Raw genomic sequence first — 13,203 nt, forward strand, 5'->3', positions numbered from 1 at the left:
CAAATCCCCACCGCTCATCAATAATGCATCGTCAGGCTGAAGAAGGCGCGTGTCGGCTTGCCGTTCTCGGTCGCCACGTCCAGATTCAGCGGTTTGTTGACCTCGAAGGTCGCAAACAGGTTTTCATGCAGATTGGCCCGGACGCCACCGCCGGCGGAGGCCAGCGTCACATGGCCGGACGGCCTGGTGTTCGACAGGCTCCAGACCTGACCGCCATCATAGAAGGCGTAGAACTGCACACCGCGCGGCAACAGCGCCAGTTGCGGCGAATATCGCAGCTCGATGGAACCGGCCCAGCCATTGTCACCGGAAATCTCGCCATCATTGTAACCGCGGCCGAAATTCGGCCCGCCCAGCGCGATCTCCTCCGACGCCAGCAGCGGCGTCTTCGTGAACTGGCTGGTGAACGTCGCCAGCAGGCTGAAATTGTCAGAAATCTGCTGCACGCGGGTCAGGTCGGCCGTGACCTTCAGATACTCGGCATGGCCCGCGATGCGGGTCGCCAGCGGATAGCCATGGTCCGTGGCGCCGAAAATATCCAACCCCTGGTGAAGCGTGACGCGGGCCGCCGTGATGCCCTGCCAATTATCGGACCGGTCATAGGAGAAGCCCGCGCGCAGGATGCGCAGCCGGTCCTTGCTGAATGGCAGGTCGGTCAGGTCGGTCTTCACGTTGCGGTATTCGAACTCGCCCACCAGCCGCAAATTCTCCAGCCGCGACCGGATCAGCGGATAGGCGACGGTCGCCACTTCCGACACGACCTCGCTGGCGATATTCAGTGTGGCCAGTTCCCGGCCGGGCTCCGACTGTGAATAGGAAGACGAAAGGCCCACCGTCAGCCCGTTGCTACCCAGGTTGGCCTGATAGTTGCCCGCCACCATCCAGGAGCGCTTGGCCGGTGTCGACATCTTGCCCATCAGCCCCAGCCGGTCCGCGTTCCCGGCAATGGAATTGGCCGTGACGGACGCGATCAGTTCCGAACTGCCCAGATAAGGTGAATTGCGGTTGTCGAAAGTCAGTGACGCATCGACCAGCTTGCGGTCGGCCGTGACACGGATCACCGATCCGCCCACGACATCGGCGGAAGGCTCCAGACTGCCCCGCACGGTCAGGCCCGGCAGGTCGTTGGCCAGCAGCAGCCGGCGCTCGATGGCGGCGATGCTGATCGGCTTCACACCGCGCAGCGGCTCCAGCAGACGCTCCACGGTGGCCCGCGCCGGCCCGATATCCAGATCATAGACGATATCGGAAACCGAACCCTCAACGACGATGATACGGAAAGTCCCGTCCTCGATCGTCTGTTCGGGCACGATGACGCGGCTGGTGACATATCCTTCACCGCGATAACGCAGTTCGATCGCGTTGGCCACGCCGAACAGGTCGCGCACCGTCACCTCCCTGCCGATCATGTCGGCATAGAGGGGGCGCAGCGAGGCGGTGTCGAAGGCCGTATTGCCCTCCACCGTCACGGCATTGAGGGTCAGGCGGAAATTCTCGGCCCCGTCGGGCGCCTCGGCGGCAGAGCCCTGAGGAACGGTGATGGCCTGCCCCGGGGCGGACGGGGTGGGCATCACCGGGCGGGGCAACTCACGCCCCGGCTCCACCCCCGATGGCAGGGTTGGCTGGACCTGTTGCGCCTGGGCCGAGCCCAGGCATAGGCCGAAAGCCAGGGTAGCGACCCCCAGAAGCGCGCCCTTGCGAAGGGCGCCCCTGTCGTGGAAAGGCGGGCGGGAATAATGATTGGCACTACCATTGAATGAAGAAACCATACCCCGCCCCTGGCTTAGAGAAACCCAAATCAAACCGGCCCATAAATCGACCATGTTAATTTGTTAACATGTCCGAGCAAGAATCATACCCGGATATGCCCTTCTCATTCTATGGGCCCGCAAAGGAAGGATCAATAAAAAGCTGACCTCCTTTGGCTCATGTACCGGCCATTATGCGCCATTAACATCACATTAATGGAATGTGACAAAGAAAAATACAATGAAATGTAAAATAAAAAGATACGGAATATGAATAAAATCTTATATTTATCTGATTTTATTTAAAAAACTGTCTCGATTTCTTCTCACATCTTCAGATAATTATTTGAATAAATATCGAATCAGACTTCCCATACCTGCGAAACATCCCCACAATCACGGCAGTCCCCAGGTCAATGCATGCGGGTTTAGGCAGGTTCATTATTCCCGATCTTTCCTTCTTGGGCAAAGTCGAGATAGCCACTCGTCACGATGCCCACCCCCGCCCGCATCGCATGCCGGACCCGCAGAGCGCGCGCACCACACCATTCGGCTAAGCCGCTTGGGAGAGGGGCGGAAGTGAAGTGTGCATCACAGCACGCGGCCACGATGATCAAGAAGCAACCTGGAGAAGACGGCACGGCACCACGCCATCAAGGCGACGGCAGGCTGGCCGTCCGGGATGCGGGATGGTCGGCCGGCAGGACCCGCCGCAGGGCCAGCGTGCGTGTCAGCCTGTTGACCTTCGCGGCATCCATCTCCGCCAGGATGGGCGCGGACCGGCGCTCCTGCATCAGGTCCAGCAGGTCGACAAGGATTTCCGGATCGGTTTCGTTCAGAAGGCGGGCTGCATCCTTCGGCTTCATGTTTTCATAAATGGAAACCAGCCGCGTCAGATCGGCACGTGCCATGGAGGCACGGCGGTCCAGCAGGCCAGCGACGTCGCGCCGCGCCTGTTCAAGGCGGGCAATCTGCGCCGCGGCCTTCATTTCAGCCGCGGCCATCATCTGCGCGCGCAGTTCCAGTTCGGCCTCCCGGTCCGCCAGGGCCTGCCGTTCGGCTGCCAGCAGGTCTGCCAATGCCGGATCGCAGCGGGCCGTGGCCGGCGCTTCGGGTGCCGAGGCGACGGGACCGGCCAGCAGGTCGGTATAGCCCCGGGCCATGCCCGCCGCCTCGGGCGGGGCCGGTGCGGCGGGCATGGCCTGCGCCGGCTCGGCCACTTCCGCGGCGGCATCGCCGATGCGCACCATGATGGTGGCGGCATAGAGCGGGATGGCCAGCGCGGCGGCCGTGGCGGCCAGCGGCAGCAGACGGGGCCCCTGGGTCAGCATCTGCTTCAGTTTGGCAAGATCAAAGGCCACGGATGGTCTCCCGGAACAGGCGCATCGCCGCACGCTCCCCCCCGCCGCCGGTTGGCGTGGGTGAACCCGCCGGCAGCGGGGAAAAGCCGGGCGCGGCGGCAGGAATTGGCGGGGTGGCACCGGCATTGCCGGCCGTCAGCGGGCCAAGCCGTTCCAGCGCGCGGCGCGCGGCATCGCAGGTGCGGTCTATCTCCACCCGCAGCCTTTCGGCCTCTTCCATGCTGCGGTCCAGCTCGCCGGCCATGTCATGGGCCGCCTGGCGCAGGCCGGTGATCGACCGTTCAGCCCCGTCCACCGCGTCGGAGCAGGCCCGCAACAGGCCGCGCAGTTCCGACTGCGCACCCCGCATGGCCGCCACCCGTCCATGCAGGCGCGCCAGGAAGAACAGGGTTCCCGCGAACAGCACCGCCAGGCTCAGGCTGACCAGCGGGGCCAGCGTCTCAACGCTGAAGGAGACCATGGATCACCTCGTCCTGGGTGCCCAGGTCGCTTTCGATACGGATGGCGACCCGGCCGTTGCGCTGGCCCATCTCCCCCTGGAACATCGCCACATGGCCGCAATTCAGCGTGGCCCGCGCATCGGCGCGCACATCCAGCGTCAATTGCGTGCCCGGCTTCCAGGCCAGGATGTCGGCCAGGTCGACCGTGGTCTGTGCCAGCACGGCCGACAGATCGACATTGGTACGGCGCAACTCGCTTTTCAGGTGGTTCTCCCACATGCTGTCGCGGCCGAACTTTTCGCCCATGAACTGCTGCAACAGCACGTTGCGCACCGGTTCCAGCGCCGCATAGGGCACCAGCAGGCTGATGGAACCGCCACGCCCGTCGAGCTGGGCGTTGAAGGTGACGGCGATGGCGGCATTGTTGGACCGGGTGACGGTGGCGAACTGGGGATTGGTCTCGATCCGCTCCGCCGTGAAATGCACGTCGGTCAGCGGCGCGAAGGCCGTGCCCAAGTCGCGCAGCACCATCTTGATGATCCGTTCGGCCAGCGCCCGCTCGATCACCGTATAGGGGCGCCCGTCGATGGGCGCCGGCTCGCTGCGCCGCCCCCCCAGCAGGATATCGACGACGGAATAGATCAGCTCGCTATCCACCGTCAGCAGCAGGGTACTGTCCCATTCCTCGGCCTTCACGACGGTGATCAGCGAGGGCAGCGGGATGCTGGACAGGAAATCGCCAAAGCGCACGGCGGCCGGGACCACGCCCGTCACCTCCACATTGCCCGAGGTCAGGTTGCGGAAGCTGGAACTCATCATCCGCACCAGCCGGTCGAAGATCACGTCCAGCATGGGCAACCGGTCGTAATTCACGAAGGATGAGTTGACGATCTGGTCGATGACGCTGCGTGGCTGCCGGCCCTCACCCTCCTCGAACTGAAGAAGCTGGTCGATCTCTGACTGGTTCAGGGTCTTGTCGGCTTCCGCCGCCAGCATGCTTTCCCATACGGCATGGACATCCTCACCATCCACGCCCCCCATTTCCGGGTCGCTCATCGCTGGCCTCCTATTGCAGGATCAGGGTGCGCAACAGCACCGATTCAACCGGCACCGGATCGGCGACCGCCCGCAGGCGGCGCAGCAGTTCGGCTCGCAGCGTTTCCACGCCGATGCGGCCTTCCAGATCGTTCTCGTCCAGTGCGCGCAGATATTGCTGCATCTCGTCCAGCAACAGCGGCTCCAGTTCCGACAATTTGCGGTTCTGGTCCGGGGCAGTGGTCAGGGTGACGCCGATCTTCATCAGCTTCACCGACGCCGTTGACCGCAGGTTGACCGTCAGTTCCGGCAGCATGACGAAACGGTCGGCAGGCGTGGCGGGGCCGGCCGCTGCCGGCGGGGCGGGCACGGTGTTCATGCGCCCGGCCAGCAGGCCGCCGACCGCCCCCAACAGAAAGACGCCGACAACCACAAATAGATGTTTGCGGATATTGAGACCCGGTGGCGGCAATCTCTTCTCCAGCCGGTCAAATGTACTTTCAGTCATCCCATCCCCCGCCGCAGGACATGCTTCAAGAACGGAAGTATTTTTCCCTGTCTTTTACCATCCGAACTGCATCGCCGTTTTTACGCCCGTTAAAAGTGCGTCGGCTAAGGTGGCTTCCGGTCCACGGGTGAAACATACCGGGGCTGGTTTCCAGAAACGTTAAAGAGCCGAGGCACCAGGGTGGCGAACCTCCTTCAGAACCTGATGGCGCTTGGACCGCGGCGGCTGGTCATGCTGGGCGCGGTCGCGATGGCGGTCTTGGCATCGGTGGGCATCCTCGCCTACACCGTTTCCCGGCCGGCCATGGGCATCCTCTATGCCGGGCTGGACGACGCGGAGGCCGGGCGCATCCTGGCCCAGCTCCAGGCCATGAAAATCCCGCATGAGGTGGGGGGCGATGGCGGGGCGATCCGTGTAGCCGCCGACAGCATCCCCCGCGTGCGCATGCAACTGGCGCAGCAGGGCCTGCCCAGCGCCGGCGGCGTGGGGTACGAGCTGTTCGACAGCCAGGGTGCGCTGGGCCTCACCTCCTTCATGCAGAAGGTGAACCGGCTGCGCGCGACGGAGGGTGAACTGGTCCGCACCATCCAGACCCTGAACGGCGTCAGGTCGGCACGGGTTCACCTGTCCGTGCCCGATGGCGACAGTTTCCAGGCGCAGACGGCACCGCCGGCCGCCTCCGTCGTGGTGCGTACCGTGACGGCAGGGCTGGAACGCTCCCAGGCGCTGGCCGTCCGCCATCTGGTGGCCGCGGCCGTGCCGGGCATGCGGCCGGGCGCCGTGACCGTGATGGATGCCAACGGGGTGGTGCTGGCCGCCGAGGGGGAGGCCGCCGACGGCCTGGCCCTGGTGCGGGCCGAGGAACTGCGCGCCGCCACGGAACAAAGGCTGGCCCGCGCCGTGGAGGAGATCCTGGTACCGAAATTCGGACCTGGCAATGTCCGGGTGCGGGTGGCTGCCGAGATCGACCTGGGCCGGGAGACGCTGCGCGAGCAGATCTACGACCCCAACGGCCGCGTCGAACGTTCCATCCAGTCCGTGAACGAGCGGGAAAGCAGCAGCGACCGCGACCGGGACACGCCGACGACCGTGGAGCAGAACCTGCCGCTGGAGGATGTGAACCAGGGCACGGCTGCCGGTTCGCGCAGCGAGACGGCCAGGGACGAGGAAACCACCAACTACGAGATCAGCAGCCGCCAGCGCGAGCGGGTGCAGGATGCCGGCGACATCCGCCGGCTGGCCGTCGCGGTGGTGGTCAACGGCACCTATGCCGCGGCGGCCGATGGCACCAGCCAGTACCAGCCGCGCAGCGACGCCGAACTGCGCCAGGTGGAGAATGTCGTGCGCACGGCGATCGGCTTTTCCCAGGCGCGCGGCGATCAGGTGACGGTGGAGAACCTGCAATTCCTGGCCGAACCGCCCCCGCCGGGGGATGGCATGGTCCTGGCGGGAACGGGCACGGCCTGGCCTGCCTGGCTGCCCTGGACCATCGCGGCCATCGCGGCCACCCTGCTGGTCGTGCTGGCCCTGCGCCCCATGCTGGGCCGGGCCTTCCCGGGGCTTGTCCCCGAACCGGCGCTGGCCGGTGCCGGGCCCGGCGCACCGCAACTGCCAGCCGATCCGGACACCACACAGGCCCCCCTTCTCGGCCACGATGCCGTGCCGGGCACCGAACTGGCTGCCGGTTCCGCATCGGCCGATATCGACGAGGGTCCCGGCGAGGCCTTCGACGAACTGGTCGACCTGCGGTCGGTGGAGGGCGGCGTCAGCGCCGCGGCGCTGCGGCGTCTGGCGGCCATGGTCGATACCCACCCCGAGGACAGCATCAATGTGCTGCGGGCCTGGATCTATGAAGGGACGAACTGACCCATGCGCCCTTTCCTTTTCGACACCCATTTCCCCAACGACAGCGCCGGCGAGCCGGCCCCGCCGCCCGAACCCGCCTTCCAGACCGGCGGGTTCTCCGAGGAGGATCTGGCCGCCGTCCGCGATCGCGCCTACCGGCAGGGCATGGAGATCGGCGAGCGCGACGGCTTCGAGCGGGGCCAGCAGGCGGCCCGCCAGTCGGTGGAAGCCCAGCGCGCCCAATCCCTGGCCGCCATCGACAAGGCCGTGACGGAGGCGCTGGGCGAGCTGTCGGCCTTCCGGCAGCAGGTGGAGCGCGACGCGGTGCGCGTCGTGACGGCCCTGGTCGCACGGCTGGCCCCGCCCCTGCTGGACGCCGCCGCCGATGCCGAACTGGACGTGCTGGTGAAGGACATCCTGCACGCCGCCATCGGCAGGCCCCGCCTGGATATCCGGCTGACCCCCGCCGCGGTGGAGCGGATGCGGCCGGACATCGACGCCATGGCCGCCCAGGCCGGTTTCCGCGGCGACATCCATCTTGTCCCCGACGCCGCCCTGCCGGCCGGTGCCGCCGCCGCCGACTGGGAGACGGGCGGGGCCGAACACGATCCCCGCACGCTTGAACGGGCCCTGGGCGATGCCATCGCCATCGCCGTCAGCCGGCTGACCCTGGCCGGCCGTACCGCGCGCTGACCCTTCCCGAAACCTTCACGCCCCATTTCGCAAGGATACCAAGCCCATGGCAACGCAGCAGGCCACCTTCCCCGGCGCCAGCCCCGCCCCCGCGACGTCGGAGGAGGAAAGCGCCGCCCCGCAGGAGCGGGAGGAGTTGAAGGCCATCTTCAACGTGCCGGTCAATGTCCAGGTCGTGCTGGGCTGCACCACCATGCCCGTCAGCCAGTTGCTGAAACTGGGACGCGGTGCCGTGGTGGAGCTGAACCGCAAGGTCGGCGAGGCGGTGGATGTCTATGTCAACGACCGGCTGATCGCCCGCGGCGAGGTGGTGATCGTCGACAAGGGTCATCTCGGCGTGACCATGACCGAGATCGTCAAAAGCGAACTCCGGCTGGTGTGAGCCATGGCCACCCGTTCAGAAGGACGGTCCCGGATGCAATCCCCCTTCGCGGCCCGCCTGCTCCGTCTGTTCCTGCCCGTCCTGGCGGCCCTGCTGCTGGCCGCCACGCCGGCCCTGGCGCAATCCATCACGCTGGACGCGGGCCAGGGCGGTGCCTCCTTTTCCGGGCGGCTGGTGCAGATCATGGCGCTGGTCACCGTGCTGTCGGTGGCGCCCGGCCTGCTGGTGATGGTGACCAGCTTCACGCGCATCGTGGTCGTGCTGTCGCTGCTGCGGTCCGCCCTGGGCCTGCAGCAGACACCGCCCAACATGGTGCTGGTGGGGCTTGGCCTGCTGCTGACCGCCTATATCATGGGACCGACCATGGATCAGGCCTGGCGTGACGGGGTCCAGCCGCTGGTCGATGGCCAGATCACCGAGGAACAGGCCCTTGAGCGCACGGTGGAACCGTTCCGCGCCTTCATGAAGGCGCATGTGCGGCCCAAGGATCTGGCCGCCTTCCAGTCGCTGGCCGGCATCGCCGGTGTTCCGCCGGGACAGGCACCACCGCCGGCACAGGCAGCACCGTCCGAGCCCGACCTGCGCACGCTGATCGCCGCCTTCGTCATTTCCGAACTGCGGCGGGCGTTCGAGATCGGGTTCATGCTGTTCCTGCCCTTCCTGGTGGTCGACATGATCGTCGCGGCGGTGCTGATGGCCATGGGCATGATGATGCTGCCGCCCGTGATCATCTCCCTGCCCTTCAAGATCATCTTCTTCGTGCTGGTCGATGGCTGGCTGCTGGTGGCGCAGAGCCTGATCCGTTCCTATGGGGGGACGGGATGAACGACCATCCCCGCCGCCCGCCGCCCGATCCCAATGCCCGCGCCGCAGCCCTGACCTGGCGCCGCGGCGACGACACGCTGCCCCGCCTGACGGCGGGCGGGCGGGGTGCGGTGGCGGAACGGATCGTGGCCCTGGCCTTCGCGCATGGCATCCCCGTGCGCGAGGATAGCGACCTGGCCACCCTGCTGGCCGCCGTGGAACCCGGCAGCGACATTCCCATGGAGGCGGTTCTGGCCGTGGCCGAGGTGCTGAGCCACATCTATCGCCTGAACAACCGGCTGGGCGGGGAGACGATAAAACCCGCCGGCCCCTTCCCTCCTGCCCCCTGACCTTCTTCACGCCCCTGCGGGAGATCATCCGATGCTGAAAGTGCGCACCGACCACAAGGGCCTGAACGGGCTGGAGAAGGCGGCCATCATCCTGCTGGCGCTTGGCGAGGAGCGCGGATCGCGCCTCATGGAACGGCTGGAGGATGACGAGATCCGCGAGGTCTCCTATGCCATGGCCGGCCTGGGCACCGTGTCGGGCAAGGTGGTGGAACGGCTGATCCGGGATTTCACCGAACGGTTCGCCGGCACGGGCGAACTGGCCGGCACCTTTGACACCACCGAACGGTTCCTGTCCAAGTTCCTGACGGGCGACCGGGTGCAGGAGATCATGGCCGACATCCGCGGTCCCGCGGGCCGGACCATGTGGGAGAAGATGAGCAATGTGAACGAACAGGTGCTGGCAACATATCTGCGCAACGAGCACCCGCAGACCATCGCCGTGGTCCTGACCAAGATCCGGCCGGAACATGCGGCCAAGGTGCTGGGCCTGCTGCCGCCCAGCCTGGTGCAGATGATCGTATCGCGCATCATCAAGATGGAAGCCGTGTCCCGCGATGTGCTGGAGGATGTGGAAAAGACCCTGCGCAGCGAGTTCATGGCCAACTATGTCCGCACGCTGGGCCATGACAGCCATGCCATCATGGCGGAAATCCTGAACCGCACCGACAAGACCCTGTTCGACACGATCATGGAACCGCTGGAGCGCCGCCTGCCGGAAAGCGCCCAGCGCATCAAGCAACTGATGTTCACCTTCGAGGATCTGACCATGCTGGAGCCGCAGGCCATCCAGGTGCTGATCCGAAATTGCGACACCGGCGAACTGGCCCTGGCGCTGAAGGGGCTGGACGAGCCCCTTCAGATGCGTTTCCTGACCAACATGTCCGAACGCGCCGGCAACCTGATCCGCGACGAGATCGACCTGATGGGTGCCGTCCGCATCGCCGACGTGGAGCAGGCCCGGCTGTCCATCCTGCGCACCGCAAAGCAACTGGCGGAGGAAGGGGAAATCCTGATCACCGACCGCAGCGACCCGAACAATTCCCTGATCTACTGACCGGCCGGCGGGGAAGGCGAGGATGAGCACGGACAGGTTCGGCGGCCCTTCTTCCATCGCCGCCATCAAGGCGGCGGGTGCCGGCCAGCAGGCGGCCCAGGCCGGGTTGGGGGCAACCCCGCGCCCGCCTGCCGCCATGGCCATGCAGGCCGGTGTCCTGGCCCGCCCGCCCGATATGCCGCTTCACAATGCCGTCACCGTGACGGGGGTGCTGGGGGCCGCCACACCCGATGGCGACCTGCCCCTGACCACCAGCAGCGGCACCCTGCTGTTGCGGCCCGTGCAGGGGGCCTGGCCGTCGGACCTGCCGGCGGGCAGCACGCTGTCCGTCACCGTCGGCCCCGGCGCGCGGGCCGGCAATGTGCAGGCGCAGGCCATGGCCGCGCCCGAACGCACAGGACAGGCCGCCAGCCCCGGCGCCCGTCCCCCCGCCATCGGTGCCGAACAGGCGTTGCGCGGTCTGCTGGCGGCCGGTGGGGATGCCATCATCCGCACGGGTGCCGCGGCGCGGCCCGCCGCCGCCGGCACCGCTGCCGCAGGCGCCACCCCCGTCGCGGCGCCTGCGCAGGTCGCCGCGGCCCCGGCCAGCAATCCGCAACTGGTGGCCAGTGCCGGGGCCGTGCTGCCGCCCCGGGTCGGGCCGGTCATCGCCGCGGCGGCAACGGCCGCGCCCGATGCGCCGCGTGCCGCCGCCGCGGCCCAGAGCGCGCAGGCCGTAGCCGATATCGGCAAGGGCGCCCGCGCGGGGACACAAGACCTTCAGCAGCAGGCGGCCCTGCAGCCGCAGAACGATGCGACCGGCCCCCGCCGGCCCGCCGCACCACTGGCGTCCCCGCCGCTGCCCGACCTGCCCGCGATGGCCGGCGCCCAGGCCGCGCGGCCGGACCTGATCCTGGCCCAGTCCCTGGCCCATCCGGGGATGGTGGCCCGCATGGCCGCCTTCCTGCCGCGTCCCGACCGGCTGGGGGGCGTGGCCCTGCTCCTCTATCTGTTCGGCGCCCGCAATGGGGGGGTGCGGGCCTGGCTGGGGGAGGAGCAGGTGCGCCACCTGACCCGCAGCGAGGCCAAGGCCCTGGCCGGGATCGAGGAGGCGATGACCCCCGCCCCGCGTCTGGCGTCCGACGGGTCGGTCTGGTCCACCCTGCTGGTTCCCTTCATGGATGGCGACCGCCCATCCGTCCTGCTGCTGGCCACCATGCCGGATGTCACCCTGCCCCGCGACCCGGAAACGCAACAGCCGGAGCCGGGAACGGAGGAGCCCACCGCCACGCTCTTCACCCTGGGGCTGGATCTGAGCACCCTGGGCCCGGTGCAGCTTCGCGGGCTGTGCCTGCCGGGCCGGCTGGTCATGGACCTGTCGGTCGCCAGCCTGCCCGACCCGGACCAGCGCGCCCATTTCCAGCGGGTGGTGGACGAGGCGCTGGCCGGGCTGGCGGTCCCGGCCAGCCTGCGCCTGCATTGGGGACGATCCCCCTTCATGGCCGACCTGATGCCCGACGGGGCTGCTGTGACATGCGATGCGCGCGCGTGACTTTTAACGTGGCTTTAAACCGGTTCGTATCAAATTTTAGAAAAATCCAGACCGGAAGAGAGAGCGCCTTCCGCCTTCGTCCCGCCATGGAGGAACCGATGTCCACCGCCGCTTCGCTTGAAATCGAACTGCACCACCTGCTCGACCGGGCCGCCCAGCTTGGCGACGAGCAGGGACTGGCCCGCCTGCATCAGATGCTGACCTGCCTGGCCGAGGGGGCAAGTCTGGTCAGCTACGAACTGGACGTGCCGGACGGGCTGGGCCATGTGCCGGCCCTGCAGCGCACCCTGCTGACCCAGAGCCTGCTGACCGCCACGGCCGCCGGCCGCTGCTGATCCGCAAGGTCGGCCGCCGCCGGGCGGGCGGGCCTGTCAGACCACCGTATTGCGGGCCTTCAGGTTCAGGACATAGGCGATCAGTTCGGCCACAGCGACATAATGCTCGGGCTGCACCTCGTCGCCGATCTCCACACCCGCGTGCAGCGCACGGGCCAGCGGCGGATTTTCCACCACGGGAACCGCATGCGTGGCGGCGACCTCCCGGATGCGAAGCGCAACAAGGTCGCGGCCCTTGGCCACGCAGACGGGCGCCGGCGCCTTGTCCAGATCATAGCGCAGCGCCACGGCATAATGGGTGGGGTTGGTGATGACCACGGTGGCATTGGGCAGTTCGGCGAACATGCGGTTGCGCGCCCGGTCGCGGCGCAATTGCTTGATCTTCGCCTTCAGGTGCGGATCACCCTCCGCCTGACGGAACTCCTCCTTCAGTTCCTGCATGCTCATCCGCTGCTGCCGGCGCCAGGACAGGCGCTGCCACAGAAGGTCCAGCACGGCGATGATGATGCTGGCCGCCAGCACAGCCAGCAGCAATTGCACCGTCACATCGACCAGCAGCAGCGGCAGCGCCGCCGGCGGCCCCAGGGCCATGGCCTCGGCCTGGTCCAGCATCGGGGCGACGACCAGCAGGAAGGCCAGGGTGACGGCGGCCACCTTGCCCAGCCCCTTCAGGAACTCCACCAGGTTGCGCAAGGAGAACAGGCGTTTCAGGCCGCCCAGCGGCGACAGCCGGTTGAGCTTGGGCTGGATGCGCTCGGCGGCGATGACGACGCTCCCCTGCCCCACCGCCCCCAGGAAGCCGGCCGCCAGCAGCAGGCCGGCGACCGGCAGCAGGACAAGCCCGACCCCGGCCGCCACCTCCGCCATCAGGGCAAAGGCATCGGGCGGGCTGGCCAGCACGATATCGCCGGGATTTTCCACCAGGGGCAGGAACGCCGCCGCCAGGCCCGCACCGATGGACGGGCCCAGCCCCCCCACCATGATCAGCGCGGCCAGCACCACCATGGCGGCTCCCGCCTCCCGGCTGACCGGCAGGTCGCCGCGCCGGCGCGCCTCGTCCAGCTTGCGCTGGGTGGGTTCCTCCGTCTTCTGGCTGTCATCGGTCTGTTCGCTCATC

The 13,203-nt window shown here is 67.4% G+C and carries 14 protein-coding genes; 8 read left to right on the forward strand and 6 right to left on the reverse strand.

The window, feature by feature from the left end:
• Positions 1-17: 17 nt before the first annotated feature.
• The 5 genes from ACM9LZ_RS19000 to ACM9LZ_RS19020 all read right to left on the reverse strand — a co-directional run bounded on the left by ACM9LZ_RS19000 (position 18) and on the right by ACM9LZ_RS19020 (position 5,092).
• The gene (locus tag ACM9LZ_RS19000; RefSeq protein WP_416621086.1) at positions 18-1,769 is read right to left on the reverse strand and encodes a ShlB/FhaC/HecB family hemolysin secretion/activation protein; all 1,752 of its coding nucleotides are present in this window, start codon (positions 1,767-1,769) and stop codon (positions 18-20) included.
• A 632-nt stretch (positions 1,770-2,401) separates the two neighbouring features.
• Positions 2,402-3,109, reverse strand: coding sequence for a MotE family protein (locus ACM9LZ_RS19005; protein ID WP_416621087.1), 708 nt, complete (start codon positions 3,107-3,109; stop codon positions 2,402-2,404).
• Entirely contained in the window at positions 3,099-3,569 is a 471-nt protein-coding gene (locus tag ACM9LZ_RS19010; protein ID WP_416621088.1) for a DUF6468 domain-containing protein, read from the reverse strand. The genes ACM9LZ_RS19005 and ACM9LZ_RS19010 overlap by 11 nt, the downstream gene beginning before the upstream one ends.
• Positions 3,550-4,605: a flagellar motor switch protein FliM gene (gene fliM / locus ACM9LZ_RS19015; protein WP_416621089.1), complete on the reverse strand. Its 1,056-nt coding sequence runs from the start codon at positions 4,603-4,605 to the stop codon at positions 3,550-3,552. The genes ACM9LZ_RS19010 and fliM overlap by 20 nt, the downstream gene beginning before the upstream one ends.
• Positions 4,606-4,615: 10 nt before the next feature.
• Complete coding sequence (locus tag ACM9LZ_RS19020; protein ID WP_416621090.1) at positions 4,616-5,092, reverse strand: flagellar basal body-associated FliL family protein; 477 nt, start codon at positions 5,090-5,092, stop codon at positions 4,616-4,618.
• A gap of 180 nt (positions 5,093-5,272) precedes the next feature.
• Here ACM9LZ_RS19020 and fliF point away from each other — a divergent pair, with 180 nt between their 5' ends.
• The 8 genes from fliF (at position 5,273) to ACM9LZ_RS19060 (ending at position 12,086) form a co-directional block, all read left to right on the forward strand.
• Positions 5,273-6,958 carry a flagellar basal-body MS-ring/collar protein FliF gene (gene fliF, locus ACM9LZ_RS19025; RefSeq protein WP_416621091.1) on the forward strand — a complete coding sequence of 562 codons (1,686 nt, stop codon included), beginning with the start codon at positions 5,273-5,275 and terminating at the stop codon, positions 6,956-6,958.
• A 3-nt stretch (positions 6,959-6,961) separates the two neighbouring features.
• Entirely contained in the window at positions 6,962-7,630 is a 669-nt protein-coding gene (locus ACM9LZ_RS19030; RefSeq protein ID WP_416621092.1) for a FliH/SctL family protein, read from the forward strand.
• 46 nt (positions 7,631-7,676) lie between these two features.
• Positions 7,677-8,012 carry a flagellar motor switch protein FliN gene (gene fliN, locus ACM9LZ_RS19035; protein ID WP_416621093.1) on the forward strand — a complete coding sequence of 112 codons (336 nt, stop codon included), beginning with the start codon at positions 7,677-7,679 and terminating at the stop codon, positions 8,010-8,012.
• A 33-nt stretch (positions 8,013-8,045) separates the two neighbouring features.
• Complete coding sequence (gene fliP, locus ACM9LZ_RS19040; protein WP_416621094.1) at positions 8,046-8,837, forward strand: flagellar type III secretion system pore protein FliP; 792 nt, start codon at positions 8,046-8,048, stop codon at positions 8,835-8,837.
• Complete coding sequence (locus ACM9LZ_RS19045; RefSeq protein WP_416621095.1) at positions 8,834-9,166, forward strand: EscU/YscU/HrcU family type III secretion system export apparatus switch protein; 333 nt, start codon at positions 8,834-8,836, stop codon at positions 9,164-9,166. The genes fliP and ACM9LZ_RS19045 overlap by 4 nt, the downstream gene beginning before the upstream one ends.
• Before the next feature lie 31 nt (positions 9,167-9,197).
• Positions 9,198-10,220 (forward strand): flagellar motor switch protein FliG, encoded by a 1,023-nt coding sequence (locus tag ACM9LZ_RS19050; RefSeq protein ID WP_416621096.1) that lies wholly within the window; start codon positions 9,198-9,200, stop codon positions 10,218-10,220.
• Positions 10,221-10,242: 22 nt separating this feature from the next.
• Positions 10,243-11,751: a hypothetical protein gene (locus ACM9LZ_RS19055; RefSeq protein WP_416621097.1), complete on the forward strand. Its 1,509-nt coding sequence runs from the start codon at positions 10,243-10,245 to the stop codon at positions 11,749-11,751.
• 98 nt (positions 11,752-11,849) lie between these two features.
• Complete coding sequence (locus ACM9LZ_RS19060; RefSeq protein WP_416621098.1) at positions 11,850-12,086, forward strand: hypothetical protein; 237 nt, start codon at positions 11,850-11,852, stop codon at positions 12,084-12,086.
• 36 nt (positions 12,087-12,122) lie between these two features.
• On the opposite strand, the gene ACM9LZ_RS19065 is transcribed toward ACM9LZ_RS19060, so the two are convergent.
• A complete protein-coding gene (locus ACM9LZ_RS19065; RefSeq protein WP_416621099.1) occupies positions 12,123-13,202 on the reverse strand; it encodes an EscU/YscU/HrcU family type III secretion system export apparatus switch protein in 1,080 nt (359 codons plus the stop codon).
• Position 13,203: the final 1 nt, after the last annotated feature.

The organism is Niveispirillum fermenti, from assembly GCF_048066175.1.
GTDB lineage: Bacteria > Pseudomonadota > Alphaproteobacteria > Azospirillales > Azospirillaceae > Niveispirillum > Niveispirillum fermenti.

Bases quoted from the DNA above. Each gene is read 5' to 3' on its own strand.
- ACM9LZ_RS19000 (WP_416621086.1), bottom strand. From the start codon at position 1,769: ATGGTTTCTTCATTCAATGGTAGTGCCAATCATTATTCCCGCCCGCCT.
- ACM9LZ_RS19010 (WP_416621088.1), bottom strand. From the start codon at position 3,569: ATGGTCTCCTTCAGCGTTGAGACGCTGGCCCCGCTGGTCAGCCTGAGC.
- fliM (WP_416621089.1), bottom strand. From the start codon at position 4,605: ATGAGCGACCCGGAAATGGGGGGCGTGGATGGTGAGGATGTCCATGCC.
- ACM9LZ_RS19020 (WP_416621090.1), bottom strand. From the start codon at position 5,092: ATGACTGAAAGTACATTTGACCGGCTGGAGAAGAGATTGCCGCCACCG.
- ACM9LZ_RS19030 (WP_416621092.1), top strand. From the start codon at position 6,962: ATGCGCCCTTTCCTTTTCGACACCCATTTCCCCAACGACAGCGCCGGC.
- fliN (WP_416621093.1), top strand. From the start codon at position 7,677: ATGGCAACGCAGCAGGCCACCTTCCCCGGCGCCAGCCCCGCCCCCGCG.
- fliP (WP_416621094.1), top strand. From the start codon at position 8,046: ATGCAATCCCCCTTCGCGGCCCGCCTGCTCCGTCTGTTCCTGCCCGTC.
- ACM9LZ_RS19045 (WP_416621095.1), top strand. From the start codon at position 8,834: ATGAACGACCATCCCCGCCGCCCGCCGCCCGATCCCAATGCCCGCGCC.
- ACM9LZ_RS19050 (WP_416621096.1), top strand. From the start codon at position 9,198: ATGCTGAAAGTGCGCACCGACCACAAGGGCCTGAACGGGCTGGAGAAG.
- ACM9LZ_RS19055 (WP_416621097.1), top strand. From the start codon at position 10,243: ATGAGCACGGACAGGTTCGGCGGCCCTTCTTCCATCGCCGCCATCAAG.
- ACM9LZ_RS19060 (WP_416621098.1), top strand. From the start codon at position 11,850: ATGTCCACCGCCGCTTCGCTTGAAATCGAACTGCACCACCTGCTCGAC.
- ACM9LZ_RS19065 (WP_416621099.1), bottom strand. From the start codon at position 13,202: ATGAGCGAACAGACCGATGACAGCCAGAAGACGGAGGAACCCACCCAG.